Genomic DNA, 25,214 nt, shown 5'->3' on the forward strand with positions numbered 1-25,214 from the left:
CCTCATTCCGTTGTTCTAGAGGTGCGTAATGAACGACGCAAAATTTTCCCCGTACTGTTTTTGGGAAGCTCCGCTACGAATTCGACCTGTCGAGGAACTTTGTATTTCGCCAGCTTGTCACGACAAAATGCCATGATATCCTCTTGGGAAATGGCTATTTCCTTCAATGCCACAAATGCCTTGACTGCTTCGCCATGCACCTCATCAGGAATCCCGATCACAGCCGCCTCGATGATTGCAGGATGCTGGTAAAGAACTTCTTCTACCTCACGCGGGTACACATTATAGCCGTCAACGAGAATCATGTCTTTTTTGCGATCAACGATGTACACATACCCTTCTTCATCCATATGAGCCATGTCTCCTGTATACAGCCAACCGTCCCGGAGCGCCGCAGCCGTATCATCTGGCAATCCGAGGTACCCTATCATGACGTTGGGCCCTTGTACCACCAGCTCGCCCACTTCTCCACGTTCTAGTTCGTTTCCTTCGGGATCGACGACCTTGTTCTTCACAAGCGGAATATCGACCCCAACCGATCCTGGCTTTCTAGTCCCGTGCAGTGGATTAAATGTCGTAGCTGGAGCTGCCTCTGACAACCCGTAGCCCTCCAGTACCTTCGCATCGTATTTCGCTTCGAACTTGTGCAATAGCTCGACGGGCATGGATGCACCTCCCGAGCAGTATATCCGGATGGAGGAAAGATCTTCTTTTGTCGCAGTCGGCGATTGTAGCAAATAGTTGTACATGGTCGGTACACCTGCAAAACATGTGGCTTTTTGCTCACGAATCGTTTGGACGACGTCTGCCGGATGAAATTTCGGCATGATAATAATGGTCGCTCCCGTGCGAATCGGGCCATTCATGCATACTGTCATGCAGAAGACGTGGAACATCGGCAGTACCGCTACCATGCGATCTTCTGGCACCAGCTCGAACAATTTTCCCATCGCTTCTGCATTCGAAGCCATGTTGCGGTGAGAGAGCATCGCTCCTTTTGGCTGTCCAGTCGTACCTGATGTGTAAAGGATTACGGCGAGGTCATCTTCGTTACGTTCCGGTTCCGCGTACTCTGCGTCTGACTCTTGCCCTGCCTGTACAAGCTGATCGATCGTTAATTCATTTTCAATGGGTTCTGTGTATATGAGAAGCTGCAAATCTTCTATTTGATCCTTCATCGGGGTCAGTACCGGCTGCAACGCGGATAAAGCAATAGCTGCTTTTGCCTTACTGTTCGATAGGATAAAGCTAATTTCACGCGCCGTATAGATGGGGTTCATGGGAACAACGACAGCTCCTACGCGGAGAATCGCAAAGTAAGCGCTAACAAAATGCGGCCGATTATCCATGAGCAGGGCGACAGCGTCCCCTTTTCCAATCCCGAGCTGGGCAAGTCCTGCTGCGAGATGTTCAACTTGCTGATAAAAGTCCACATACGTAGTCGTTTCTCCCATGAAGACGTAGGCTGGGCGATCCGGAAACTGTTTCGCGCTCTGCATGAGGCTCTCATTCAAATGATACATCACACATCTACCCCCTTTTCAGAAAATTTTAACACTTAGAGTCAAGCCTATAAAGTATTACTTTTAAGAAACATGGGAGATTGACGGGGCTGTTTGACTCGCTTGTTCATTTCGCATCACAAAGAGCAGAAAAAGCACGCCGCATATGATAAAGAGCAACCCGTTGACGATCATGGCGTTGCCAAAACCTGTGCCAATATCTCCGGCTGACTGAACGATAGAGCCCGTTACCAGTGGCGAGATGATCCCTGCCAATGTAACCAGGCTAGACAACACACCGACCAAAAGTCCCGTGCGTTCCGGCAACAAGCTGCTGACAATGACAGAGGCAGCTGTACCAACAGAAAAAGCAAATCCTTTTCCTAGGCACAGGAAGATCAAGACAAGTGCCGTTGATTGAGCAAGGGTAACACCGTAAAAGCACAGTCCCCCTAAAATAATCGAAACACCGCCAACCAAAACGTATGATTTGCGATAGCTGCGGTGTTTTTTAAAGAAACGATCACCAATTGATGAAATTAGTATGGTCATAAGTCCAGCCAAAAGCCCCGTGCCTGCAATCGCATAAGCCATTTCCTGATTCGTAAACTGGAAGACCTTGACGAGATAGACAGGCTCCCATACCGATGCGAAGGTCGTCCCCCATATTTGTGCGAAATAGATCAAAAAGCAGAAAAGAAACGTGGATGAGAGCAAGACACCGGATATATCTGACCATTTCGCTTTTGGCAAGGTGGGAGCTTCGACTTTTGCAGGAGCTACGCTGACAAGTGGTTTTTCTTTTCCAATCCACAGCCAGACCAAGAACCACAGCAGACTGAGTGCGCCCATAAACGCCCAGGAAAATCGCCATCCATAGCTATCGATTAGCGCGACGATCAGCGGTGCCGAAGCAACCGCACCGACGAAAGCACCGAAGTTCACGGTGGAATAAACCAGTCCACGCTTTTCTTCGGGAAACCATTTGTTCAAATGGCTGACAACCGTTGCCCAAAAAGGCCCTTCGCCGATTCCAAGCAATACCCGCGCAACGACGAGCATCGGCAGACCTGCGATCGCATAAGCGCCGAATTGGATGACTGTCCAGGACAGCGCCATGATCGCCAGCATTTTTTTCGTCCCGATGCGGTCCGACAATGCCGCGCCTACAATCCCAGCAATGGAAAAAAACCAGAAAAAACTGCTTCCGACAAGCCCCCATTCCTTCTCATTCAACGAAAATTCAGCCATAATCGGCACTGCAGAATATCCCGCAATTGTTTTGTCCGCATAATTGATCATGTATAGCACAAACAACATAACCATTGTGATTCTCGCCATCATCTGAATCACTCCATTTGTCTAGGAAGTAGAAGCAAATACGGGTAAACATGATTTCGAACGGTGCTGACAAGCTGACGATGACTCCTTCCGCATTCATCTGAAACGTAATCGGCAAGCAGAGAATGTATGGGCATCGACATGTTCCCCGCTATTTTGCCAGTCTTACGCGCCCAATTCCATCCGTAATCTCAATCACTGTGCCATATGGTTCACTCAACGTCTTGAGCCCCTCCAAGATCGAGGTATCGCCGCTTACTTTCGGCCATCCCATTCGATGTACAGACTGATCAAAGCCTAATTCAATCGGATGCAGCTCCAGTTCGAGCAGTTCACCATCTTGCATTTTCCATAAGGGAATAACCGACTCCCACACCTCTTTGTGCACACACAGTCCGCGTGTGTAGTTGGCACTCATCGCTTCCAAGGCATCTGCCACATTATGGGTGTGATTTAAGCCATAGTGCTCATAGAAATCAGCGGGCTGACTCGTAACGGTTTCTGTCTGAAAAATAAAATCTCCCAAGCTGTAAAAGATCGGTCGATTGTTGTAGATTTCAATGCCACGCAACAAATGGGGGCCGTGTCCCACCACAGCGTGTGCGCCTGCATCGATGCAAGCTTTTGCAAATACAGGCAAGAAATCAGCCGCAACCTCTTTCGCATCACCCTTCATCTCATGAGCGTGAATACTCACGATAACGTAATCAGCCCTCCTTTTTGCCTCCTCAATCGTTTTGACGATTCGGTTCAGATCGCGCGGATGCGGCTGGGTAGTCGTTCCCTCTTCGTCACTTACCATGAAACGTGCATTTCCGAAGAGAAAAATATCTTTGCCCGGATCGTTCATGAAGCCTTCCTCGATCAGTAGTTTGTTGAAGGCGTTAATGTCGGTCGATTCCGTAATGGCTTGCAAATCAGCGAGCTTTTGTTCCGTAATGTGGTGTGTCATCACATAGCGCATCGGATTGATCCCTGGTCTGCCGATGCTATCCGAACGCTGATCTCCGGCCGCCCACCATGGATGAAAGGTCGACGTCGCGGCGATCAAGGCTACCCTGGCCCCTTCGCATTCGAGATAACGCGGTGCTCCCGCTTCTGCGAGATTTTTGCCTGCGCCAGCATGGACAAAACCGTACTCATTGAGATACCGTTCGGTTGCTTCCAGTCCACCATACAAATAATCGAGCGTATGGTTGTTCGCCCAGCCAATCATGTTAAAGCCGTAATCTTTCATGACTTGCAAAACGGAAGGTGGTGACATCGCCCACGTTCCTCCGCTCTGCGCACTGGGGTAGCCCTCGTTATCATGTACGGTTGTCTCCAGATTCGCAATACGTACGTCTGCACGGTGCAGCAAGCTGGATATTTCTTGAAAAGCTTGGTCCTTGTATGGCAGATTGCGTGTAATGAAGCTGTCGCCAGTCGCTGTGAACCAAATCGGCTTGGTCATTGGCAGGATTCCCCTTTCCCTTTTCTCATTTTTTCTGCTTTCAAAAGATCGAGAAGTCTTCCTCATCCTCTCCGACAAACGAGTATAGCTTCGAGCTGATTACATCATAGTGCTGCAATCGTTTCTGGACATTTTCCGCATCGTGGAGCATGACGCCTTTGATCAAGACATTTAGCATGGAGAATAATGTGGGCATACCGCTAGTGGCAACGGGTTGGGGGGTGGTGATTTTCAGAAGATGATCTGCGACTTGGCTGATGGGGGAGAACTCGCCTTCCGTAATCGCCAAAATCTTCGCTCCCAGCTCTTTTGCTGAATGAACCATGGCGACCGTCTCGCTAGGATGACGAGGAAATGAAATCGCAATGACCAGCCATTCTTGATCTCGTTCGGTGAGAAAATAATCCGCGTTATCCACTGCTCCCGTATACAGATGTGTGTTTCCTTTGATGGCATTCAACGCTGAGAACAACCATTTTGCAGGAATATGGCACCAGCGAAATCCTACCACTACAATTCGATTTGCCTGCACGATGCTTTTGACCACCTCTTGGAGCAACGTGTAGTCAATTTGCTGCAAGCCTTGCTGGAGATACGCAATATCACTCTCCATCACTTGATGTGCGTAATTGCTCTGATCGAGTGTAACCTCAGTGTCTCGATATTTCTGGATCGGCCCCTTCCTTTGGTCTCCTATCAAAAGAGACTTTTTGATTTCTTCCTGAAGCTCTGTGTATCCGGAGTAACCCAATGCATAACAAAAACGAATGACAGTCGCTTCACTGGTATTCGTAAATGCCGCGATTTTTTTAGCGGTATGGATCGCTAGTAGGCTTGGCTTTTCAATAGCGATCTTACAGATGATTTTTTGGCTTGCTGTCAGCTTCCCATACTGCTTCCGAATCCGTTCTTTTACGAGTTGTGCCATGCTGAAGCTCCTTTATCACTCTAATTTGTTTTAATTTTGAGAATAGTATATCTCTTGCAAGAAATCACTTCAATACTTCTTGGAAAATGTAGTTTTTGCTTCATTTTGGTGTATGACAGTTTGTAAAAAGGGACCTCCACAATTGGAAGGCCCCTTCTCTTCTCTTCTTTTTAATGTTCCGTGCTGAGACATTCATTTGGTATCCAGCCGCACTCCCCTGTGCTCTCTAATTCGCACCAACTCCAGCCGTTCAACTCATGCAGAAAGATTACGCGATCACCAACGTCCACATTTAGCTCTTTTGCCGTGTAAGCAGCGGTCAAAATCCCAATCTCCCCAGCTTTTTCAATGATTTGCTCACGTACCCATCCCTCCAGTTGCTTATCCAAAGTTTAGCAATACAGCATTTTTTCCAATTCGGCATTTTTTTGAGCTATCTTTTTGGAGACCAAACACATTGAAGGAATCTGATATGTAAGAAGATTGGTTCAAGGAACTAGAATCAACCATTCAATAGGATGAAAAAAGGAATTTATACTTTGAAAGTATAAGTATCCAGTGTATTAAGTAGAATACAATGTCTGTTTTGGATCAGTTGGCCAAGACGAATATAAAAGCAAAACTGGGTTTCTGACTGTAACTATTCAGATAAAGTAAAAGCATTTAGTAAAGAGGTGGCAGACCCTAAATCTTATTGATATACCTATTTATCACTTAGTTTATAATTCAAATCCCGACCATCAAGATGTGGAATTCCAACCGTATCTTGGCGTGGTTTCTTACAAGTATGATCATCATGGGACAAGATTTAGAATTGATATGAACTTAACTGATTACTTTATTAAAGAAGTTGATAATAAAAACATCAAACCAACAAATTTTAAACGAGATCACACCCCTATGTAGGAAAACCGTATTTCCTACATGGGGGTGTGATCTCTCGATATGGGTATAGTTCAACCGTAATCATATTTCGCGTATATGAAAAAGCCGCTTAACTAAACAAGCGGCTTTGTGTGACTATCTAATTCTGTTTCTTGAATCCTATCCGTTCTTACGTTGTTGTCTATGCTCATTTTGAGTATCCATCTAAATCGTAACGAGACGAGCACTGCAAAATACTTTGTTTCATTGATCCACTCCAAGCAATTTTTATACCCTTTTTTAGTTGTTCCTCAATGTATGAGTGGGTTTGTGTACCTTCGCTTCCTTCAGATTCCACCTCACGCTGGACACCCTTTCTCTTGGCTAACGGTAGGCGCTCGCCAGCCCCCGTTCGGGACTTTCACCCTTGAGACGACGCCCCTGCTAAGCGCACCAAAAAAAGCCGATATTGCTGCGAGAGCAAATCGGCTGTCGTCATTTATTGGCGGGACACCTTGACGAGCTCCCCTGTCGAAGCATCGATAAAGCTATAGCCATTCTTCCATTTGCGCTGATAGACCAACTGCGGTTCGGGAGCTCTTTGACCATCATACTGCTCCCACACGTAGACCAGTTCCAGCTCAATTTCTTGTTGGATCGTTTCTTTTGCTTCTTCTGCACTTACAATCTTCTTGGAATCTGGAAGGGTAATGCCCGGGTTGAGAGGGTGGAGGTTTAACTCTGTAATCGTACCCGTTGCCTTGTCTACCCCCACCATATAAGACTCGTCAGATACTTCGATCCCGTTGCGTTTTACGAGGAAATTGAATGAATACGTTTTATCCTCTTCCTTATCCAGCTTGTTCTTGTCTACCCACTCCGGAATATCTGCTTCAGGAGTCTCTACGATAAGCGATAGCTCCGTTAACGCCGGGTCAAGATAAGGTACGAGTGCTGCGATCGCTTTTTTCTTCGCTTCCTCTACACTGATTTTCTGCTCTGTTTTTCGTTGGTCTGGCAAAATCAGATCGAAGTCGATGAGCCGATCACTCTGTTCATCTGTCGTGAGGCTAACCAGCTCAAATGCAGGCGTACCTTTATTTGAATCGTTCATCCAACGATAGGATTCGATTGTCTGAAGTCCTTCTAGAAGATTGTCCTTGTGATCATCGTATTCAAAGTTCGCACCTGAAACATCAATACCAAACTGTGTTTTCAGCCATTTCTCTCCTTGTTCGCGGGAAGCTATTTTGATGCTCTTCCCTTCTCCTTTTACACGAAAACCCTCCCCTGCCAGTTCGGCTTCTTCCCCTATGACTTTGCCGGTTAGAGCATCGATCCAACCAATGGTATTCAGTTGATAAATAAGCATCGGTTTCTTTTCTGCCGGTTTTCCATTTTGAGCATAGGAAATCGGCGGCTCCGATACGTATACCAGGTCCATCTTAAGCTTGTCCTTATAGATTTTGCTAGCTTCCTCAAGTGTTATCGCTTTTTTCGGATCAGGCCAGTTCACTTTGCTAGGTTCGATGAAATCATACGCTTCATAGCGAATAATATGGCCAGCATGATCAACGGATACGGAGATAGAATTGTTGGACAGAGGGAGGTCATTGATGAGAGAGTGGTATTTCACGGTGGAGCGAGCCCATTCCAGCTTGTTGCCTTTCCCGTCACCTGATCCTGATTTTCCTCTGCCGAGTTTTTTTTCGGCTTTCAGCTGTTTTGCTTCCGTACCGAATAAGTCCTCGATAAAAGTTGAAGCCTTGTCTCTGGCAAGCTTTTCTTCCGGATAATCGGTTGATGCCCATGCTGGATTTTGGATATCCATGAAAAGCAGTCGGCCCGTATGCGCATCCAGCTCAAGGCTAACGGATGAGTATGCGTCATACTCTTCTTTTTCATCTGTTTTTGGCATGTTGGTGAAGTTCAAGCTCCAGATCGGTGACGGATAACCGCGAAAGCTGTCTTCCTCATAATGTTTATCTATTAGTCGATAACCTTTCAACTCTGGAATCGCCTCAAATAGCTTGTCCAGAGAATTCTGAACATCTTGGGAATAATCATTTTTTTGAGTCTCTTCCTTTTTCACATCGCTTGCTCCTTGTACCGTTGGTTGATGGGTAGTCCATGCTGGTGCAGAGGCAAGTAAGCACGCCGCTATAACCGACATCATCGATGGATTGAGTTTCATTTGGCACCTCCAAAAAGTGTTCAGATTTGTGGATAAGTTCGGTATGACCTTACCAAGGGTAAGACGGAGGGGCAATTGTTTGTGTCACATATTATTCCAATATTTCAAGATAATCCTATCAAAAAGCACACCCTCGTGTTAATCGACGAGGACGTGTTGGTACCACATAAGTTAAATGTTACTTGAACAATAGCACAAAAAAATGCAGTCTATTTTAGCAATTCAAAAGCTAGAATAGGCTGCTTTTTTTCGCTTAAATTTACTTCTAACACTCCAAAAAAACCGCCTTTACGTCAAGGGTGATCTGTGACCCGTATGGTGGAAAAGTGACCCCCTTGTGGGTCATTTGTGTTTTAATCAAAGTAATTAAGAATACACTGAGGGATGTATATATGCGTAAAACAGGGCAAGTATTTCAAAGATTTTTAGCGAACATGCAAAATAAAGATGCCCCCGGTGACCTGTTGCAAGCAAGCTGACCGGAGGCATCTATTGTATTTTTACTTACATCTCTACCTTCCGCTTCCCTCTCAATACATGGCGTTCTTTTGCTTTTTCATACTGCATGCGTTCTTCCTCTGTATCAGGTATGACACCTGGTACAACTGTTGGCTTTCCTTCATCATTGAGGGCAATCATCGTCAAATAGGCGCGTGCTGTTATCCGTTTTTCCCCCGTCAACAAATTCTCCGACTCCACCTTCACGAATACTTCCATGGACGTCTTATGGGTCCAGGTTACATATGCTTCCAGGTTGATCGCTTCCCCTGTCTTGATTGGTGCGAGAAAATCGAAGGAATCGCTGGACGCTGTTACAACGGGCTTACGGCAGTGCCGCATCGCAGCAATGCAAGCGATCTTGTCCACATATGCCATGACTTTCCCGCCGAAAATGGTATGGTGGTGATTCGTATCCGGAGGAAAGACGAGATCCGTCAAAAAGGTCCTCGATTGTTGGATCGGTCGTGATTCCGTCATCATTTGTATGGCTCCTCCCATGATGTTCACCTTTGCGACCGGGCTATCAAACGACTCCGAATCGCCTTCGTTGCCGCTACCATGTTTCGCAATGACTGAACCGTTTCATCCCTTCCTCTCGTCTTCAGCCCGCAATCCGGGTTGATCCAAAATTGACCGGGTGGAAGCACTTGTACCCCCCGTGTGACCATATCTTCCATTTCTGATACAGCAGGAATTCTGGGGCTATGGATATCGTAAACGCCGAGCCCGATACCTTTGTCATACGTACTTGTTTCGAAAACAGACACGAGCTCTCCGTGGCTGCGCGAAGTTTCAATCGAAATCACATCGGCATCGAGTTCGCTGATAACATCCATAAAATCATGGAACTCGCAATAGCACATATGTGTATGAATTTGGGTACTCGGCGCAACGGTAGAGGTCGCCAGACGAAATGCTCTGACAGCCCATTCGAGATAAGCTTCCTGCTCTTCGTTTTTGAGCGGTAATCCTTCGCGCAGTGCTGGTTCATCGACTTGAATCATGTGAATCCCCGCTTCTTCCAAGGCTTCTACTTCTTTTCGTAATGCCAACGCGATTTGTTCGCACACTTCTTGTCTGGAGACATCGACTCGAGCAAACGACCAATTCAGAATCGTTGCTGGGCCAGTTAACATACCCTTCATTGGTTTGGCGGTCAATGATTTTGCATACACACTTTCCTTGACCGTCATCGGTGCCACAAACTCCACATCTCCGTAAATAATAGGTGGCTTCACGCAACGCGAGCCATACGACTGCACCCAGCCGTTTTTCGTGAACAAAAAGCCATCGAGCTTTTCGCCAAAATATTCCACCATATCGGTTCGTTCGAACTCCCCATGGACGAGCACATCCAGACCAAGCTCTTCTTGTATATCAATCCATTCCTTGATTTGCGCCTGAATGAAAGCATCGTATTGCTCCACTGTCCAGTTACCTTTTTTAAACTGTTGTCGGGCGTGGCGAACCTCCGCCGTCTGTGGGAAGCTTCCGATTGTAGTCGTTGGCAATAGTGGTAGCTTCCACATCTTTTGTTGAATCTCTCGACGTTCGAGATAAGGAACACTTCTTTCAGGTTTTTCAGCAGCCAGTTGACGTAAAGTCTTCTTCACTTCCTGCCGATTCCTTGCTGGGGAGAGTGCCACCTTGAGCAAGTTCGCTTCATTTTGGGCGATCTCTTTTGAAATCACATATTTTCCATATCGGAATCCTTGGACTAAGAACTGTACTTCCCCCAGCTTTTCGTCGGCAAACGCCAATGCAGGCATGACTTCCTCTGGCAAGTCGCTCTCTGCTTCAACCGATACAGGTACATGCAACAAACTACTGGACGGTTGCAGCCACAGCTTTTCGAGTGGTACGATCTCAGTTAATTCTTTGACCAGCTCCCATTTCTCCTCGATAGACGCACGCCATATGTTTCGACCGTCGATGATTCCCGCCGCGAGAATCTTGTCTGCTGGAAACCCTTGTGTTTTCAGATTGGCCAGATTGCGCTTCGCTCCGTGTACAAAATCTAGACCGATTCCTTTTACCGGTAAGGAAACCAGCTCCTCGTACCAATCCACCGCTTCAAAATAGGTTTGCAGCATGCACTGTAGATGCGGTAGTGCTTGACCGATTTGCGCATAGATACGTTTGATGATGGCGCGATCATGGTCCGAGACATCCCGTACAAATGCAGGCTCATCGATTTGCACCCATTCCACGCCATGCAGCTCCAACTCCCGGAGAACATCTATGTAGAGTGGAACAAGTTGATCCATGACGCACTCAAATTCGTTTTTCTCATATCCTTTGGACAATTTGACAAACGTATACGGGCCTACCATGACAGGCTTTCCGATGATGCCGAGCTTTTCTTTGGCCTCCAAATATGCCTGGAGAGGCTTGTTTTCCGTTATGGCTGGTTGTCGTTCACCGAACTCCGGAACGATATAATGATAGTTCGTGTTAAACCATTTCGTCATTTCGCTGGCTACCGCTTCCTTCGAACCGCGAGCCATAGCAAAGTAAGTGCGTAAGGAAACCGGGCCTCCCTCGTATTCATAACGCTGGGGGACCATTCCAAACATCACAGCCATATCCAGCATGTGATCGTAGTACGTAAAGTCACCCACAGGGATCAGTTCACCCCCTTTTTCCTGCTGACGCAACAGGTTTTGGAGACGAATTTGCTCCATTTGCTGAACGAGGCTCTCCTCATCGGTGGCGCCTGCCCAAAATGCTTCCAATGCCTTTTTCCACTCACGGTTCTCCCCGATCCGTGGATATCCCAAATTGCTGCTTTTCATGAGCTTCCTCTCCATTCTTTATTCGATCTTGTCTTGAATCCGCCCAATAAAAAAGGCATCTCCAACGATCAAAAAGAACGTTAGAAATGCCAAATAAGCACTGAGATCACAGCATCCTAACACCTCCCTATCTCCCGTAGGTTAAGCAGTGTCGTCGAAACAGGCAGGTCTCCTGACTTTGGGATCATCATCTGCACATGCCTTCCCAATCCGTTTGGATCAGTGGCGATAAATGTGCTGACTCCCCTCATACAGTGGCGGGACCGTGTCGGATTCTCACCGACTTCCCTTTTCATCCTTGGCCATTCTTCCTGACCAAAGAACCTGTTCCCACTCCTATGAAGTTGTAAGGTTATGTGAAATGCCCCTAAAAACTAGCAAGGCAACATTCTTTTCATACAGTAACACAGAATCCAATTTTTGTCATACTAAAAACGAAAATCGTCATCCGTCAATGGCTCTACGTTCAAAGTGCGGACATAGCCATTTCCTTTTTTCGAGAAGAAGTCGTGCTGCTTCGTCTGTGTGCGAATGCCGTTCAGTACGATCGGATTCACATCTTCCTCCGGGAAAAGCGGATCGAGACCCAGATTCATCAACGCCTTGTTCGCGTTGTAGCGCACGTAGGCATGTACCTCGTCAGCTAATCCGACTTGCGTATATAACGAAGTCGTATAGGCCTCTTCATTTTCTTGCAGCTCATGCAAAAGGGCATACAGCTCCTCTTTTGCTGCGGTCTGCTCTACCACAGTCAGACTCTGATATACTTCTTGGGCGAGAACGCCGACATAGAGTCCATGAATGCTCTCGTCGCGAACAATCAGGTCGATGATTTCCCCGCTACTTGTCATCTTGCCTTGACCAGCCAAATAGAGCGGATAGAAGAAGCCGCTGTAAAACAGATAGCTTTCCAGGAAGACGGACGCTACCATCGCCATATACAAGTCTTTCGGTTTCTCGATTTCCTGATAGCGTTTAGAGATGAGGGCCGCTTTCTTTTGCAGATGGGGATTGTTTTCTACCCACGAAAAAATACCATCAATCTCTTCAGTCGATGCCAGCGTGGTAAAAATACTGCTGTACGATTTGGCATGGATTTGCTCCATCATGCCCATGAAGGCGAGAACCGCTTTTCTTTGTAGTCCATCGACATGCTCCATGATCTTCGGCATCCCTACCCCACCCTGAATCGTGTCCAGCAAGGTGAGGCCGCCCAATACTTTTTTATACGTATCCCGTTCAGTTGCACTGAGCTCCATCCAGGACATCTTGTCATCTGACAGGGGAATCTCATCATCCGTCCAGAACTGCATGATGTTTTGATTCCAAAACGTCATCGTAAAATCGTCGTCCGGCCTGTTCCAATTGACTGCTTTCATATGGCGTTCCTCTTCTCTTTTTGCTTGATGCTGTTCCTTTGAAGAATCGATTTCCCTAAACTGCGCAGCTAATGCACTCTTCTACAGTCAAATGCTTCGTACGCGTATAGTAGAGCGACTTCAGACCTTTTTTCGCTGCGTAAATGTAATAGCGAGCCAGTTCTCTAGTTGAGATATTGCTATTCACGTGCAACACGGTCGAGATTCCTTGATCGATGTGCTCTTGAATTTCGGCAATCAGATCAATCACTTTGAATTGATCAATGACATACGCCGATTTGTAGTAAAAATAGTTTTCCTGCGACAAGTACGGCATCGGGTAATACGTCGTTGAATTGGCATACGTTCTCGTCTCGATATGCTCGACGATTGGCATCACGCTAGAAGTCGCATTCTGAATGTAGGAAATGCTCTGTGTCGGTGCAATCGCCAAACGATACGCATGGTAAACGCCATGCTTTTGCACTTTTTGCTGTAGTTCCGCCCAATCCGCTGGCGTCGGAATGTGCATTCCTTCAAAGAGAAGCTTTGCTTTCTCCGTCCGCGGGCTGTAATCGTTGGTTACGTATTTCGTAAAATAAGTGCCTTTGGCATATTCCGATTGTTCAAAGCCCAAGAAGGTCTGCTCTGTTTCCTTGGCAATTTCCATGCTTTTTTCCAAGGAGTAGAAGTTCATCATCATGAAAAACGTACGAGCGAAATCTTTCGCTTCTTCACTCTCATAGGCGATTCTGTTCTTTGCCAGATAACCGTTTAGGTTCATCGCCCCGAGACCGACTGAGTGCAGCTCACGGTTCGCCTTTTGAACGCCTGGAGCGTTTTCTACACGCGTCATGTCGCTCACGGATGTAATGGCTTCGATCCCTTCGTGGACGGATTCACGGATCATTTTGCGTTCCATCACGTTGACGATATTGAGCGATGCCAGATTGCAGCTAATATCTCGACGGATGATATCCATTTCGCCGTAATTGGCAATCGTCGAAGTTTCCTGTAGCTGGAAGATCTCCGTGCACAGGTTGGACATTTTCACCGATCCGAGATCTTTCAGCGCATGGTTGTTGTTCGCATTCGTTTTGTTCATGATGTACGGATAGCCCGATTCCATTTGGATCATCGCGATTTTGGTCAACATCTCGCGTGCGCTCATCACTGTCTTTTTCTTGATGCGATCGTTTGCCAAGAGCTCCTCGTACATGTCATCGAGGTCCATATCATCCAGATGCACGCCGTATTCTTTGTACACGGAGTACGGAGCAAACACAGTCAATGGCTTATTTTCCTCAGCCAGCTTGTAGAAAACGTTTGGTACGATCAGGCCGATGGACAACGTTTTGATGCGTGCTTTTTCATCTGCATTGATTTTTTTGCAATCGAGAAACTCGTTGATATCCCAGCCGAAGATGTTGTAGTACGCTGCACCTGAGCCTTTGCGTTGTCCCATTTGATCCGCGTAGGAAAACGCATCTTCCAACAGCTTGAGAACTGGCATGACACCTTTTGCTGCGCCCTCGACGCCTTTAATCGGCTCTCCTCGTCCGCGAAGCTTGGACAGGTTCACAGCTACACCGCCGCCAATTTTGGATAGCTGCATACAAGTTCCCAAAATAAAGTTGATAGAGTTCAGGGAATCATCCATTTCGAGCAGGAAGCAGGAGACCATTTCTCCACGGCGGCTTTTACCTGCGTTCAGGAACGTTGGTGTAGCCGGCTGCAAGCGTTGATCCATCATGGAAACCGTTAAACGCTTAGCGAGCTCAAAGTTACCTTGTCCAAGGGACAGTGCCACTACGGCCACCCGGTCTGGATACTGCTCCAAATACATTGATTTATCGTTCGTTTTCAAGGCGTAATCTTTATAAAATTTGGAGATAGCCATGTACGAAGCAAATTGAAAATCAGCGTCATAGGCCAAACGGAAAACTTCATCGACCTGTTCAACAGTGTAAGTTTCATAGACGTTTTCATAGAAATCATTCTCGATCAAATAGTCCATTCGTTCTTTGACACTGCCAAAGGTCATCGTGTTGGACTGCACTTCTTCCATGAAGACCGCAACCGCTTCCCGATCCTTTTCCAGTTGGTAAAATCCGTCGTTGCCACGCTGCATCAGTTCGTTGTTCAATTCAATATGCCGCAATTGCTGCCACCCCACTCGTAAATTGTTCCACATCCCGGCCGGTACCGGACAGTTCAAATTTAGAAATCACCGGAACACCATATTCGCTCGCGATCGTATCCGCACTTTTGGCAAAGCTAGCTCCCCAGTTGCGGTTCCCGCTGGCGGATACCCCGCGCAGATGGACATGATTTCGCTTCAGGAAAGTCGCCACCGTCTCCGGCACTTGTCCGAATCCCGTCGTGTACGTAATCAAAATGAATGGCTCGTCCAACACCATATCTTGATCAATTTCCACATGTGGCAAATTAATTTTGTTGACGAATCTTCGGACGTTTCCTGTTTTTGAATCATAAGCGATTAACATGTCCCTCATCCTATCCTGCTATTTTTACTCTGTATGTATGATATTTAGCCAAAGTAAAAGCGCATCCGACGTTTACATGCCGAATGCGCGTGATGACTTCCATCTAGCAATTCGCCAATGCGAATTGAGCGCTCGAACACTTCCCTATCTCCCGTAGGTTAAACAGTGTAAGCGGTTAGGCAGGTCTCCTGGCTCTGGATCATCGCTCCATTTTCACCTTCCCGATCCTTCATGATCAGTGGCATTATTCGCAAATGGAACTCTCTCATTACAGTGGCGGGACCGCGTCGGATTCACACCGACTTCCCTATTAAGTCTACCAAATCTGGCTGGTAAACACCTTACCGCATCAATATGTAGTTGGTAAAACTTACTTTACCTCAATATATCGTAGGAGTCAAGCTCAGTATGCGCTCTTTTCGAAAACTAACTATTCTCGTTTTTCGGCTATTGCCAATCTCTGGTTTTCGTCCATATAATAGATTTTGTGCGTGTTGGTTAGCCATGGAGAGATTGGAGTGTAGCCCTCATGAAAAGCACTGACTATCAACCTGTTGTCATTCCTCGATCGTACAGTAAAATCATGACGTATCAAGAGCGTGACTATCACATTTTCGTAAGTATACCTGCCGATTCCCCTCCGGAATCAGGCTTTCCCGTCATATATTTGTTAGATGGCAATTCTCTTTTTGCAACTATGACAGAAGCGATACGGATACAATCACGCGGCCCTGAACGAACCGGCGTGTATCCTGCTATCGTCGTCGGGATTGGATATCCAACAGACGGGCCGTTCCATCCTGCCCGTTTCTTTGATTACACGTATGAGGTTCCCACCTCGGAGCTACCTGGCAACCCAAGAGGGGCGGAGTGGCCTCAGATGGGAGGAGCAGAGCAGTTCCTCGCCTTTTTGGAGGAGGAGCTCAAGCCTAGCATCGAAAACGACTTCCCCATCGATCGGACACAGCAAGCGATTTTTGGCCATTCGCTAGGTGGCTTGTTTGTCTTGCATGTACTTTTGTCGAGACCACATGCTTTTCAACGGTATATTGCGGGCAGTCCTTCCATCCACTGGAATGAGAGCGTACTGCTTGCGAAGGAGAGTCAATTACCGACCCTGCTGACCGATGACCTCGACGTCCATGCGCTTCTCACCATTGGGGAATTGGAAAACGATGGCCGATTCTTTGTCAAAGAAAAATCTCTGGCGATGGTCGAACGATTGTCCTCCATGGGCAACGGTCAAATCAAAGCTTCCTTTAAAGAATTTGCCGACGAAAATCATTCGTCCGTTTTGCCAGTCTTAATTAGCCAAGGACTTACATTCGCTACGAAAAAAACTGCCCGCTAAAAACGGGCAGTTTTTGTTTATCATGATTCGCTTACTGTAGAGATAGCACTTTGGTGATTTTGGGTAGCTCTTCGATGGCAGATACAATCGTCGGTGTAATCTCTTCATCGGTCACAGAGATAAGCAGGGCATTCTTCCCTTTTTGCTCGCGCGATACATTCAACTTAGATACATTGATTTGATGATCGGCCAATTTTCGTGAGACATCATAAATCACGCCCGGATAATCGATATGGTGGACCAACAATCCATGAGCCCCTGGAGGTATGCGACACGCGCAGTAATTGATTTCACTGATGTACACTTCTCTCCAGTCTTGCGCAAAGGTGTACTTGTTCGGTCCTACCCGCAAAACCGCCAAATGATTCGCATATTCGCCGGAGCTATGTTGGACAGAAACCTTCGTCCCGAGTCCTTCCACTAGCAGTGTTGCGATTGCCTCTTTATTTTCATGAGCAAGAATACTTAATTGTGCACCCGCTAGCTCTGACTCGAGTCTTCGAATCAGTTCAGCCAGTTCACGCAGTCCATCGTGTTGGGTCATGTGATGCCTTCACTCTCCCAGTCAGGTTTATCCTTGTTTTACGGCAGAATCCATGCTTCCGGCTCTTTCTTAATGGAGGATTCGTTATCAGCACGATACCAAGCCGTCAACGTTTGCCCATCCTTCGTATAGTAGATTCGGTAGATCGTATTGCCTTTTCCACCGTTGGTAAAAGGACTTTCCTCCAGCGGAACCGCTGTCACTCCACTCGCGGCTATAACCCCGCCGTTCTCCTTGATGACGTTTTGAATCGTCGCCATATGCTCTTTACCCATGGAGGCCATCCCGAAATAAGAAATGATCGCCAAGAGAACCGCTCCAGCCAAAAACGAAACGATAATCACTTTTGATTTTTTCGTAGCATCCACCGAGTGCTTCCCCCGTATTATCTTAGTTCTCTTTATCGACTAAGCGTACCTTGTCAATCATACCGCCACCCAAGCATACTTCCCCATCGTAAAAGACGACGGCTTGACCAGGTGTCACTGCTTTTTGCGGCTGATCAAAAACAACTTCTACAGTACCTTCCTCCAGCAGGTGAACGGTTACTCCCTGATCTGGCTGGCGATAACGGAATTTGGCTGTACAAGTAAACGTTTCGGATAGCTTCTTATCACTCACCCAGCTAACGTTGGTCGCGAGGAGGCTCTTCGAGTACAGCCGGATATGATCAGAGCCTTCACCGACAATCAGAACATTCCGCTCCAGATCCTTGTCTACAACAAACCAAGGCTGTCCACTTGTGCCATGACCTCCGCCTATCCCTAAGCCTTGTCGTTGACCCAATGTGTAGTACATCAGACCGTCGTGCGTACCGATGACGGCTCCATCTACAGTCTCGATATTTCCTGGTTTGGCAGGCAAATAGTTTTGCAGGAACTCGCGGAAGTTGCGCTCTCCAATAAAGCAGATCCCTGTACTGTCCTTCTTTTTCGCCGTATAGAGCCCGGCTTTCTCCGCGATCTCCCTTACTTGAGGTTTCGGGAGATGACCAATCGGGAACATCGTTTTGGACAGCTGTTCTTGTCCCAATACATTTAAGAAGTAAGTCTGGTCCTTGTTGTTGTCAGCTCCACGAATGAGTTTGTACTCGCCGTCGATGTACTTGACCTGCGCGTAATGGCCGGTGGCAATATAATCCGCCCCAAGATCCCTGACCTTGGAGAGAAGCTCACCGAACTTGATTTCACGGTTGCACATGACATCCGGATTCGGTGTACGTCCCCGTTTATATTCATCCAAAAAATACTGGAATACCTTGTCCATGTATTCTTTTTCAAAGTTTACCGTGTAATATGGAATGCCGATCTGTTCACAGACGCGCCGGACATCCTGGAAGTCTTCTTCCGCCGTGCAGTGGCCGAATTCATCGGTATCGTCCCAATTTTTCATGAAGATGCCGATGACGTCATATCCCTGTTGCTTAAGCAGGTAAGCCGTCACGGAGGAGTCGACTCCGCCGGACATGCCGACAACGACGCGTGTATCTTCTGGTCGCTTCATAAGTCTTTCTCCTCTTATTTTCAATTTGTACCATTACAGATTACCATGTTTCGCAAAACAAATCATGTTTTGTTGCACTTTTGCCCATAGAATGAAAAAACGCCTGACGCATAGTTGGCGCCAGACGTTTGGTAGCAAGTTTATGCCTGCGAAGATTCATCCTTGATTTCCGCGCGATATCCCTCGATGCTTTCTCCACGACGTTGGTTTTTTGCTTCGAGGTTTGCTCTCTCTTCAGCAGAAATCTCTCCAGTATTAGCCGCCAGGTAATCTTCGGACTCGCGAATGTTTTCTTCCGTATTGGAAATCATGTTTTGCAGTTTTTCTGCGTTGTCAGAACGGTCATCCGGCTTCGCCATAATCGATACGCCTCCTACAAAGGGTTATATTCAACACCTTTACCATTGTGCGCCAATCATGGTTTCTTTATGTACCCATGCTATAATGGAAGAAACGGATTAAAACGAAAAAGAGGGTTTCACCTATGGCTTCCTTAGATTTGTTGGAAAGAAAGCTGCTTCGAGTCATCTCTGATATTGATCCCGTCCGCCTGAAACGACAATGGGTGAAGGGGCAAAAGGTACCTGAATCCGAAGTAGAACAGCGCATGCGAATCGATCTTCTCTTGCGCAGACTCGACAAGCTACCTGAGGCCAAGCGTCAAGAAGTGCTTGCGCTACTCAAATGGTTTAACTGGTAGAGATTAGCGGATGGACGTTCCCAGACGCCACTGACCGTCTATCCGCTTCATTTGTTTCATATCCACGATCGCATCTTGATTCAGCGGTCCGTAGATGTGCGGATACAGCAATCCATCCTTCGCAGCCTCGTATTTAACCTCCGAAGTCGATTTCGTTTCATCGACAACGAGTACATACAACTCCTCGTCAAACTGTGCGTAGACGCGGTTTGCTACCTTTTCAAGAAGCGCGTCTCCTTTTGTCGCGTGGATAAAACCTTCCTGCTCGTAATCGCGCGGTAAGTAGTGATCCCGATCGATCCACTTTTCCCAGTATGCTTTTGGTACCATGCAGTAAATGATAGAGTCTTGCATGTTTCTCCTCCAATTATGAATTATTTTTTAGGCATTGCTTTGTTCAGGTGACGCATAGCTTTATCATAGAACATCTGATCCATTCGTCCCTGATCGTATCGCCATTGAATGAAGTTACGCAGAGAGTGCAAATCCACCCAGGCATCCTTTGCTTGTGGATTGCGTTCAGGTACGTCTCCTGTTACTTCACCGTCGTAGACAAGCTTCGCCATCTCGGTTGGGTGCATGCCGATCTGATAAGCGATTTGGTGTAAAGCGATTTTCATGGTACCTCCCCTTGCTTTCGCATGGATACATCTTATCTTTCGTCTATTGTGCCAGTCTTTTCGAACGATGCCAAGCCCCAAGCACTACTCCCAAAGGATGTACCTTCCTCCCTTGCGTTTTGCTACAATGAGCAGAGTAATTTAAGGAAGGGGCCATATCCCATCATGTCAAAACAACGAGATCAACCACGAAAGAAATGGTTCCAGCGAAAACGCCTCTGGATTCCCCTTCTTTTCATCGCTTTCCTGTTTCTGGGTAACAGCTCTTATCTTGCAAAAGAGCCAGAAGGCGAGCCTTTTTTACTTGCTCACCGCGGGATGGCCCAAACATTTCATATGGAGAACATCACCAATGAAACTTGTACGGCGGAACGGATTTATCCACCGGAGCATCCATATCTGGAAAATACGATTCCTTCCATGCAAGCGGCTTTTGATGCAGGCGCGGACGTTGTCGAGCTCGATGTACAATGGACCAAAGACAATCAATTCGCCGTGTTTCATGACTGGACGCTCGACTGTCGCACAAATGGTACAGGCGTCACGAGAGATTATACCTTGGCCCAATTACAACAGCTCGACATTGGCTACAATTATACAGCGGATGAAGGGAAAACCTTTCCTTTCCGCGGAAAAGGGATTGGCATGATGCCTTCTCTCGATGATGTGCTACAAACATTCCCTGCTCACTCGCTGCTTATCCATATCAAAAGCAACGACCCTCTCGAGGGGAAAGCGTTGGCGGATGTTTTGGCAGCATTGCCCCTAGAACGACTGTCACAGCTCTCTGTTTACGGCGGTGACAAGCCAATCGAAACATTGAAACAACAAATACCAGAGCTGCGTGTCATGTCCAAAGCAACACTAAAAAGCTGCCTCATTCCCTACATGGCAGTAGGATGGTCCGGATATGTGCCCGATGCCTGTTCACAGACTCAACTACATATCCCCGATCAGATTGCCCCATGGCTCTGGGGTTGGCCGAATCGTTTCATGGCAAGAATGGGAGCAAAAGACACGCGCGTTATTTTAGTCGCAGGCAGTGGAGATGTGTCACAAGGCTTTGATGTTCCGACAGATTTAAAACAAGTGCCCGCAAGCTTTACAGGGGGAATATGGACGAACCGAATTGATTTGATCGGTCCAGCTTTTCACGAAAACGTAGAAAAATAATGAAACGATCCTCTGACATATTCGTATATACTTATACGGAATAGACTTCCAACCTAAGTAGGAGTGATTGATATGCTCAAAAAGCTTTTGAAAAATTTACTCGGTAATCACTCATCTTCGCACAAGCCCCGGAAATACAGCAGCAGCGATTACAAGCATCGGAGAAAATACAGCTCTAGCAATCGGTACGGCCATTCCCATCACGGTAGCTCTCATTATAAAAGAAAGCGCTCCAGCCGTAGCTTCTTCAGTAGTTAAACAATTGTTTAACACTAATGAGTTCACAACAAAACTCCGCTAAACACTAGCGGAGTTTTTTCATCTAACGAGACATGATTTCTACGAAACGATCCAGTGGCAATGCATGTACGGTTCTGCTTTTCTGGCCTTTGATCGTTTCCGCCATGAACATGGAGTTCAAGATCGCTTCGTTGACCGCTTCGATCGCCGCTTCAAACTGTGCATCCAATTGTTCAGACGGAAACATTTTCACTGTACTCATTTGCTCGTCACCATACGAATAGCAATTCCCTGTGGAAAAGGTCAGGAAGAAACTCCTTTTACATCCGTAATCGCATTATACGCACCTGGTATACCTGACCCAATCAGTACGCCACATTCTCTCGCTCGTTTTCTCGTCATGTTGCTCTCCTGTCATTTTTGAATCTTCCCATAATAATGGTGTTGTAATAATTGCCATCGGAAAGAACTTTGTCGTTTTTGAGTACCCCTTCGACTTCAAAGCCAAACCGTTTGTACAACTCAATTGCTTTCTCATTCGTTTCCATCACATTCAATGTCATTTTGGTAATATGGTTGGAATCTGCCCAGGCAACCGATTCTTGCAAGAGATTTTTCCCAATACCATAACCCCAGAACTCTTGTAAAACACATACACCAAACTCTACTTTGTGAGCAAATCGATTTAAGTAAACACCTGCACATCTGGAAAAACCGACAATCCGATCCTGTACTACAGCTACTAAAAACAAGTTTCTTGGACTTTCTGCATCCGAATGGATGATGTGTTCGAATCCTTGCACATCGATGAAAGCCTCTCCACTTTCTCTATCCAAATTTTCAGTCTCTCCATCGATTTGCAGTCGCAGATCCGACAACTGTTGTGCATCTGCTTCCATTGCAGAGCGAATCGTGTACGATAACCCATTCACAGAAAGGAGTTGTTGGCTGATTATCATCATTTTTCTCCTATTGGTAAAATTTTGGTCTTTTATTCTATCATAGGTAGAAGTCTTTGTGAATCTTCTCTCTTCAAAAAGGGTTGTTTACATAACATTTATTATGTTCATTTATACGACAAGCTGCGGATATGCTACAATAAGGGAAAGGAGCGTGCTCGCATGAATTTTTCCAAATCATTTTATTATACGGTTGACCATTCCAAGGTAGAGGAATACAAGAAGATGCTTGATCTGATGAAAATCCCCTATATGGTGGAATCACCGATCGCCTTGCTGAATCAAGGATCGAATGAATACTCCTTCGTTTTTCCCAACATGTCAGGTCGTCTTTATGGAATGGTGAGCAAGTTATTTCAAGCGGATGGCAAGCCATATCCAAATAATGGAACATAGGCAAAAAAAAGGACCCAATTACTGGGTCAAAATAGGAAGTGGAGAGAATGTATGCTTATGTAATATATTCTAACATAAAAAAGCAACCATCAATCAAACTTTCGAATTTTCAATGTTTTTATGTTAGGATTTATTACATATACGCTTTAATAACAAAAAAAATCATACGACTAGTTTTTTTACGTGAGGTTTCCGTACATCTATGCATGTACATTGATAATTTTCTCCATCTCGATCCATTGACTACTCGTTTGGTTTGCTAATTGAACACGCCTCGCCTTCGGGTCTACCCATTTGACCACACCCCACATACTGCACGTATTCCCCCGCTCCCCCTCAAAGGACACACACCAGCTCACATTCAAGGGGTAGTTCTCTCTTGCCGAATCTCGTATCATGTACATAAATGCCTCTCTTTCTTCGTTCGTTACTTCAAAATTGCCGTTAGCCACGCTTTTCCACCCGCCTAATTACGAACATTTGTTATCGAGATACTCATCATGTGTGGGAAATTGTAATTACATTATAGTGAGTACGAACATAAGTTCGCAACACTTTTTTTCAATTCATTCTCCGATTTATTTGAGGTTCCTCTCTAAAAGTCTCTCCACTTGACTAGAGCGGATGCAACAAACTGACCAAAGGAATTGTTTTGGATTGAAGGCGCCACACATATCGCTATGTATGATAGTCCCGAATATGTAGGTAAGCTGTAACCAAAGAAGTGAGTTCTTTGGTAAGAATCTGTAAGAAAAAAGCCATTTTCCAATTGCTTAACGGAAAACGGCTCTTGCTCTTAGTTTGATAGTTCCTGTGGATGATGTTGTGGTCTTTTCTCGACTAGCTCCAAAAACTTTCCGAAGGTAGAAGCGAGTATTTGCTGGAAAAGCATGCCGAGAACAACTGGAAGAGCAACAGGAGCAGGAAAGTACGTGATCGCCATAACTGCACCTGCACTAATGTTTCGCATTCCACTATTGAAGGTTAACGTGACGATAACATCTCGCTCCCACCCAAATAGCCTTGCGATCCCCCACCCCATCAAATAACCCAAAATGGCCACTACCAGTACAAGGACCGCCATTCCCACCAGTTTGGCGTCCATCATATGAAAGTAAGACGACACCATCGAGCTGTTGATCGCGACGACAACACCCATTCCCATCTTAGAGAATGGCGCTAATTTGGGTGCCAGCGTTTTTTTGACGTTCCCTTTTGACAAATGATTGAGCAGCATACCGACAAGAGACGGCAACACGATCATATAAAATAAACCCTTCATCAGTTCAGCCAAATCCATCTCAACTGTTGCCCCTAAAAACAAGGACATTCCCAACGGAACAATCAATGGGGAGAGCATCGTATCCAACAAAATAATGGATAGCGTCAGTGCGATGTTCCCGAAATAAATCGATGACCACAAAAAACTCGTGATCCCTGTGGGAATTAAAGCAGCCAACAAAAATCCCGTGATGACATGAATATCATCTGGATAAAACAACGTAGCCATCGACCAAGCAACAAGTGGCATAAGTGCATGAAGAATCAACAAGTTGACGATTAAAGGAAGCGGTCTGGTTAGTACCTTTGCAAATTCTTTAAATCCTGAACCCAGACTGCCCGCAAATGTCATGAAAGCAAACACCCAAGGAGACAAAAAAGCAAATGGTTGCAAATGTGTCCCCGCTATTACGCCAATGGCAACACTACTCGGCGTTAGTATGGGCATGATTTTCTCAAGCGATCTATTCAGTTTGGCTAACCCGTTCATCTGATACACCTCAAGTCTCGTCCTTTGATGCTATTGATGTGAGGTATGTTATCATGAACAGATTGTTGTTACAAGACCAAAGTTCATTATTAGATTACATACGCTTCATTTATTCGTAATTTCACACTGCATACTTTCGCGCATGGGAGTAAAGCCTATGACGGAAAGGAGGTATTTTATGAACGGAATGGATTGGGTAGAATTTATCCGAAAAACCGAAGATAAGATGTATCACCTCCATCGAGCGATAGATGGAATCTGTAATGATCCCGACTATAAAGAATCCGTAACTACCTTGACGGAAGTGGTAAGAGATTATCAAGTCCTTGTGGAAAAAGCCAAGGGTGAATTACGCGGAATCGACCTCCATCGAGATCGAGAGCGCGAGCATCATTACGATCGTGATCACCACTAGCCTACATAGACTCCCAGCTAGGGAGTTCTTCTTTGGCAATTAATCACGGAATATTCAATCCGCTTTAATCGTCCGTTAAAAGAAACAACAAGAACCTCA

General features: G+C 46.1%; 27 protein-coding genes and 2 riboswitches. Of the genes, 6 read left to right on the forward strand and 21 right to left on the reverse strand.

Features of this window, described 5'->3' with window-relative positions; all coding sequences use genetic code 11:
- Positions 1–2 precede the first annotated feature (2 nt).
- The 11 genes from ACFYU8_RS04580 to nrdI form a co-directional block, all read right to left on the reverse strand.
- Positions 3–1,523, reverse strand: a complete 1,521-nt coding sequence (locus tag ACFYU8_RS04580; protein ID WP_390297271.1) for a fatty acid--CoA ligase family protein — start codon at positions 1,521–1,523, stop codon at positions 3–5.
- Between the two features lie 63 nt (positions 1,524–1,586).
- Positions 1,587–2,846 carry an MFS transporter gene (locus ACFYU8_RS04585; protein ID WP_390295396.1) on the reverse strand — a complete coding sequence of 420 codons (1,260 nt, stop codon included), beginning with the start codon at positions 2,844–2,846 and terminating at the stop codon, positions 1,587–1,589.
- A 148-nt stretch (positions 2,847–2,994) separates the two neighbouring features.
- On the reverse strand, positions 2,995–4,296 hold the full coding sequence (locus tag ACFYU8_RS04590; RefSeq protein WP_390295394.1) for a CapA family protein: 1,302 nt from the start codon (positions 4,294–4,296) through the stop codon (positions 2,995–2,997).
- Between the two features lie 40 nt (positions 4,297–4,336).
- Positions 4,337–5,224, reverse strand: a complete 888-nt coding sequence (locus ACFYU8_RS04595) for a MurR/RpiR family transcriptional regulator (protein WP_390295392.1) — start codon at positions 5,222–5,224, stop codon at positions 4,337–4,339.
- A 170-nt stretch (positions 5,225–5,394) separates the two neighbouring features.
- On the reverse strand, positions 5,395–5,613 hold the full coding sequence (locus ACFYU8_RS04600; RefSeq protein WP_390295390.1) for an SH3 domain-containing protein: 219 nt from the start codon (positions 5,611–5,613) through the stop codon (positions 5,395–5,397).
- A 974-nt stretch (positions 5,614–6,587) separates the two neighbouring features.
- On the reverse strand, positions 6,588–8,282 hold the full coding sequence (locus ACFYU8_RS04605) for a YcdB/YcdC domain-containing protein (protein WP_390295388.1): 1,695 nt from the start codon (positions 8,280–8,282) through the stop codon (positions 6,588–6,590).
- Positions 8,283–8,786: 504 nt separating this feature from the next.
- Positions 8,787–9,263, reverse strand: a complete 477-nt coding sequence (locus ACFYU8_RS04610; protein ID WP_390295387.1) for an acyl-CoA thioesterase — start codon at positions 9,261–9,263, stop codon at positions 8,787–8,789.
- Between the two features lie 23 nt (positions 9,264–9,286).
- The gene (gene metE / locus ACFYU8_RS04615) at positions 9,287–11,578 is read right to left on the reverse strand and encodes a 5-methyltetrahydropteroyltriglutamate--homocysteine S-methyltransferase (RefSeq protein WP_390295385.1); all 2,292 of its coding nucleotides are present in this window, start codon (positions 11,576–11,578) and stop codon (positions 9,287–9,289) included.
- Between the two features lie 145 nt (positions 11,579–11,723).
- Positions 11,724–11,921: riboswitch (cobalamin riboswitch) on the reverse strand.
- 85 nt (positions 11,922–12,006) lie between these two features.
- The gene (nrdF, locus tag ACFYU8_RS04620) at positions 12,007–12,957 is read right to left on the reverse strand and encodes a class 1b ribonucleoside-diphosphate reductase subunit beta (protein ID WP_390295383.1); all 951 of its coding nucleotides are present in this window, start codon (positions 12,955–12,957) and stop codon (positions 12,007–12,009) included.
- A 55-nt stretch (positions 12,958–13,012) separates the two neighbouring features.
- Entirely contained in the window at positions 13,013–15,097 is a 2,085-nt protein-coding gene (gene nrdE / locus ACFYU8_RS04625; RefSeq protein ID WP_390295381.1) for a class 1b ribonucleoside-diphosphate reductase subunit alpha, read from the reverse strand.
- Positions 15,084–15,443 carry a class Ib ribonucleoside-diphosphate reductase assembly flavoprotein NrdI gene (nrdI, locus tag ACFYU8_RS04630; protein ID WP_390295379.1) on the reverse strand — a complete coding sequence of 120 codons (360 nt, stop codon included), beginning with the start codon at positions 15,441–15,443 and terminating at the stop codon, positions 15,084–15,086. Before nrdI ends, nrdE begins: the two co-directional genes overlap by 14 nt.
- A gap of 161 nt (positions 15,444–15,604) precedes the next feature.
- A riboswitch (cobalamin riboswitch) is annotated at positions 15,605–15,802 on the reverse strand.
- Between the two features lie 170 nt (positions 15,803–15,972).
- Between nrdI and ACFYU8_RS04635 the strand changes: the two genes are divergently transcribed.
- Positions 15,973–16,794 (forward strand): alpha/beta hydrolase, encoded by an 822-nt coding sequence (locus ACFYU8_RS04635; protein ID WP_390295377.1) that lies wholly within the window; start codon positions 15,973–15,975, stop codon positions 16,792–16,794.
- A 31-nt stretch (positions 16,795–16,825) separates the two neighbouring features.
- Here ACFYU8_RS04635 and ACFYU8_RS04640 read toward each other — a convergent pair whose 3' ends face one another.
- From ACFYU8_RS04640 to tlp, 4 genes are all read right to left on the reverse strand, one after another.
- Positions 16,826–17,338 (reverse strand): ACT domain-containing protein, encoded by a 513-nt coding sequence (locus ACFYU8_RS04640; RefSeq protein WP_390295375.1) that lies wholly within the window; start codon positions 17,336–17,338, stop codon positions 16,826–16,828.
- A gap of 38 nt (positions 17,339–17,376) precedes the next feature.
- Entirely contained in the window at positions 17,377–17,706 is a 330-nt protein-coding gene (locus ACFYU8_RS04645) for a hypothetical protein (RefSeq protein ID WP_390295372.1), read from the reverse strand.
- Between the two features lie 22 nt (positions 17,707–17,728).
- Positions 17,729–18,841: a tRNA 2-thiouridine(34) synthase MnmA gene (gene mnmA / locus ACFYU8_RS04650; RefSeq protein ID WP_390295370.1), complete on the reverse strand. Its 1,113-nt coding sequence runs from the start codon at positions 18,839–18,841 to the stop codon at positions 17,729–17,731.
- Between the two features lie 140 nt (positions 18,842–18,981).
- Positions 18,982–19,200: a small acid-soluble spore protein Tlp gene (gene tlp / locus ACFYU8_RS04655; protein ID WP_390295368.1), complete on the reverse strand. Its 219-nt coding sequence runs from the start codon at positions 19,198–19,200 to the stop codon at positions 18,982–18,984.
- 125 nt (positions 19,201–19,325) lie between these two features.
- Here tlp and ACFYU8_RS04660 point away from each other — a divergent pair, with 125 nt between their 5' ends.
- Entirely contained in the window at positions 19,326–19,541 is a 216-nt protein-coding gene (locus ACFYU8_RS04660; protein ID WP_390295366.1) for a hypothetical protein, read from the forward strand.
- 3 nt (positions 19,542–19,544) lie between these two features.
- Here ACFYU8_RS04660 and ACFYU8_RS04665 read toward each other — a convergent pair whose 3' ends face one another.
- Both ACFYU8_RS04665 and ACFYU8_RS04670 read right to left on the reverse strand, forming a co-directional pair.
- Positions 19,545–19,895 (reverse strand): DUF952 domain-containing protein, encoded by a 351-nt coding sequence (locus ACFYU8_RS04665; protein WP_390295364.1) that lies wholly within the window; start codon positions 19,893–19,895, stop codon positions 19,545–19,547.
- A gap of 20 nt (positions 19,896–19,915) precedes the next feature.
- Positions 19,916–20,161 (reverse strand): hypothetical protein, encoded by a 246-nt coding sequence (locus ACFYU8_RS04670; protein ID WP_106840773.1) that lies wholly within the window; start codon positions 20,159–20,161, stop codon positions 19,916–19,918.
- A 165-nt stretch (positions 20,162–20,326) separates the two neighbouring features.
- On the opposite strand from ACFYU8_RS04670, the gene ACFYU8_RS04675 reads away from it, so the two are divergent.
- Positions 20,327–21,334: a glycerophosphodiester phosphodiesterase family protein gene (locus ACFYU8_RS04675; protein ID WP_390295362.1), complete on the forward strand. Its 1,008-nt coding sequence runs from the start codon at positions 20,327–20,329 to the stop codon at positions 21,332–21,334.
- A 72-nt stretch (positions 21,335–21,406) separates the two neighbouring features.
- Positions 21,407–21,592, forward strand: coding sequence for a hypothetical protein (locus ACFYU8_RS04680; RefSeq protein WP_390295360.1), 186 nt, complete (start codon positions 21,407–21,409; stop codon positions 21,590–21,592).
- Between the two features lie 64 nt (positions 21,593–21,656).
- On the opposite strand, the gene ACFYU8_RS04685 is transcribed toward ACFYU8_RS04680, so the two are convergent.
- Both ACFYU8_RS04685 and ACFYU8_RS04690 read right to left on the reverse strand, forming a co-directional pair.
- Entirely contained in the window at positions 21,657–21,836 is a 180-nt protein-coding gene (locus ACFYU8_RS04685; protein ID WP_390295358.1) for a P1 family peptidase, read from the reverse strand.
- A 136-nt stretch (positions 21,837–21,972) separates the two neighbouring features.
- Complete coding sequence (locus ACFYU8_RS04690; protein WP_390297268.1) at positions 21,973–22,533, reverse strand: GNAT family N-acetyltransferase; 561 nt, start codon at positions 22,531–22,533, stop codon at positions 21,973–21,975.
- A gap of 162 nt (positions 22,534–22,695) precedes the next feature.
- On the opposite strand from ACFYU8_RS04690, the gene ACFYU8_RS04695 reads away from it, so the two are divergent.
- Entirely contained in the window at positions 22,696–22,929 is a 234-nt protein-coding gene (locus ACFYU8_RS04695) for a hypothetical protein (RefSeq protein ID WP_390295356.1), read from the forward strand.
- 200 nt (positions 22,930–23,129) lie between these two features.
- Here ACFYU8_RS04695 and ACFYU8_RS04700 read toward each other — a convergent pair whose 3' ends face one another.
- Both ACFYU8_RS04700 and ACFYU8_RS04705 read right to left on the reverse strand, forming a co-directional pair.
- Positions 23,130–23,381, reverse strand: a complete 252-nt coding sequence (locus ACFYU8_RS04700; protein ID WP_390295354.1) for a YolD-like family protein — start codon at positions 23,379–23,381, stop codon at positions 23,130–23,132.
- 344 nt (positions 23,382–23,725) lie between these two features.
- Positions 23,726–24,700, reverse strand: a complete 975-nt coding sequence (locus ACFYU8_RS04705) for a bile acid:sodium symporter family protein (protein ID WP_390295352.1) — start codon at positions 24,698–24,700, stop codon at positions 23,726–23,728.
- A gap of 178 nt (positions 24,701–24,878) precedes the next feature.
- Here ACFYU8_RS04705 and ACFYU8_RS04710 point away from each other — a divergent pair, with 178 nt between their 5' ends.
- Entirely contained in the window at positions 24,879–25,115 is a 237-nt protein-coding gene (locus ACFYU8_RS04710) for a hypothetical protein (protein ID WP_390295350.1), read from the forward strand.
- Positions 25,116–25,214 lie beyond the last annotated feature (99 nt).

The sequence above is a fragment of the Brevibacillus sp. NPDC003359 genome (assembly GCF_042878995.1).
Taxonomy (GTDB): domain Bacteria; phylum Bacillota; class Bacilli; order Brevibacillales; family Brevibacillaceae; genus Brevibacillus.

Bases quoted from the DNA above. Each gene is read 5' to 3' on its own strand.
- ACFYU8_RS04580 (WP_390297271.1), bottom strand. From the start codon at position 1,523: ATGTATCATTTGAATGAGAGCCTCATGCAGAGCGCGAAACAGTTTCCG.
- ACFYU8_RS04585 (WP_390295396.1), bottom strand. From the start codon at position 2,846: ATGATGGCGAGAATCACAATGGTTATGTTGTTTGTGCTATACATGATC.
- ACFYU8_RS04590 (WP_390295394.1), bottom strand. From the start codon at position 4,296: ATGACCAAGCCGATTTGGTTCACAGCGACTGGCGACAGCTTCATTACA.
- ACFYU8_RS04595 (WP_390295392.1), bottom strand. From the start codon at position 5,224: ATGGCACAACTCGTAAAAGAACGGATTCGGAAGCAGTATGGGAAGCTG.
- ACFYU8_RS04605 (WP_390295388.1), bottom strand. From the start codon at position 8,282: ATGAAACTCAATCCATCGATGATGTCGGTTATAGCGGCGTGCTTACTT.
- ACFYU8_RS04610 (WP_390295387.1), bottom strand. From the start codon at position 9,263: ATGATGACGGAATCACGACCGATCCAACAATCGAGGACCTTTTTGACG.
- metE (WP_390295385.1), bottom strand. From the start codon at position 11,578: ATGAAAAGCAGCAATTTGGGATATCCACGGATCGGGGAGAACCGTGAG.
- nrdF (WP_390295383.1), bottom strand. From the start codon at position 12,957: ATGAAAGCAGTCAATTGGAACAGGCCGGACGACGATTTTACGATGACG.
- nrdI (WP_390295379.1), bottom strand. From the start codon at position 15,443: ATGTTAATCGCTTATGATTCAAAAACAGGAAACGTCCGAAGATTCGTC.
- ACFYU8_RS04635 (WP_390295377.1), top strand. From the start codon at position 15,973: ATGAAAAGCACTGACTATCAACCTGTTGTCATTCCTCGATCGTACAGT.
- ACFYU8_RS04640 (WP_390295375.1), bottom strand. From the start codon at position 17,338: ATGACCCAACACGATGGACTGCGTGAACTGGCTGAACTGATTCGAAGA.
- mnmA (WP_390295370.1), bottom strand. From the start codon at position 18,841: ATGAAGCGACCAGAAGATACACGCGTCGTTGTCGGCATGTCCGGCGGA.
- tlp (WP_390295368.1), bottom strand. From the start codon at position 19,200: ATGGCGAAGCCGGATGACCGTTCTGACAACGCAGAAAAACTGCAAAAC.
- ACFYU8_RS04660 (WP_390295366.1), top strand. From the start codon at position 19,326: ATGGCTTCCTTAGATTTGTTGGAAAGAAAGCTGCTTCGAGTCATCTCT.
- ACFYU8_RS04665 (WP_390295364.1), bottom strand. From the start codon at position 19,895: ATGCAAGACTCTATCATTTACTGCATGGTACCAAAAGCATACTGGGAA.
- ACFYU8_RS04670 (WP_106840773.1), bottom strand. From the start codon at position 20,161: ATGAAAATCGCTTTACACCAAATCGCTTATCAGATCGGCATGCACCCA.
- ACFYU8_RS04675 (WP_390295362.1), top strand. From the start codon at position 20,327: ATGTCAAAACAACGAGATCAACCACGAAAGAAATGGTTCCAGCGAAAA.
- ACFYU8_RS04680 (WP_390295360.1), top strand. From the start codon at position 21,407: ATGCTCAAAAAGCTTTTGAAAAATTTACTCGGTAATCACTCATCTTCG.
- ACFYU8_RS04685 (WP_390295358.1), bottom strand. From the start codon at position 21,836: ATGAGTACAGTGAAAATGTTTCCGTCTGAACAATTGGATGCACAGTTT.
- ACFYU8_RS04690 (WP_390297268.1), bottom strand. From the start codon at position 22,533: ATGATAATCAGCCAACAACTCCTTTCTGTGAATGGGTTATCGTACACG.
- ACFYU8_RS04695 (WP_390295356.1), top strand. From the start codon at position 22,696: ATGAATTTTTCCAAATCATTTTATTATACGGTTGACCATTCCAAGGTA.
- ACFYU8_RS04705 (WP_390295352.1), bottom strand. From the start codon at position 24,700: ATGAACGGGTTAGCCAAACTGAATAGATCGCTTGAGAAAATCATGCCC.
- ACFYU8_RS04710 (WP_390295350.1), top strand. From the start codon at position 24,879: ATGAACGGAATGGATTGGGTAGAATTTATCCGAAAAACCGAAGATAAG.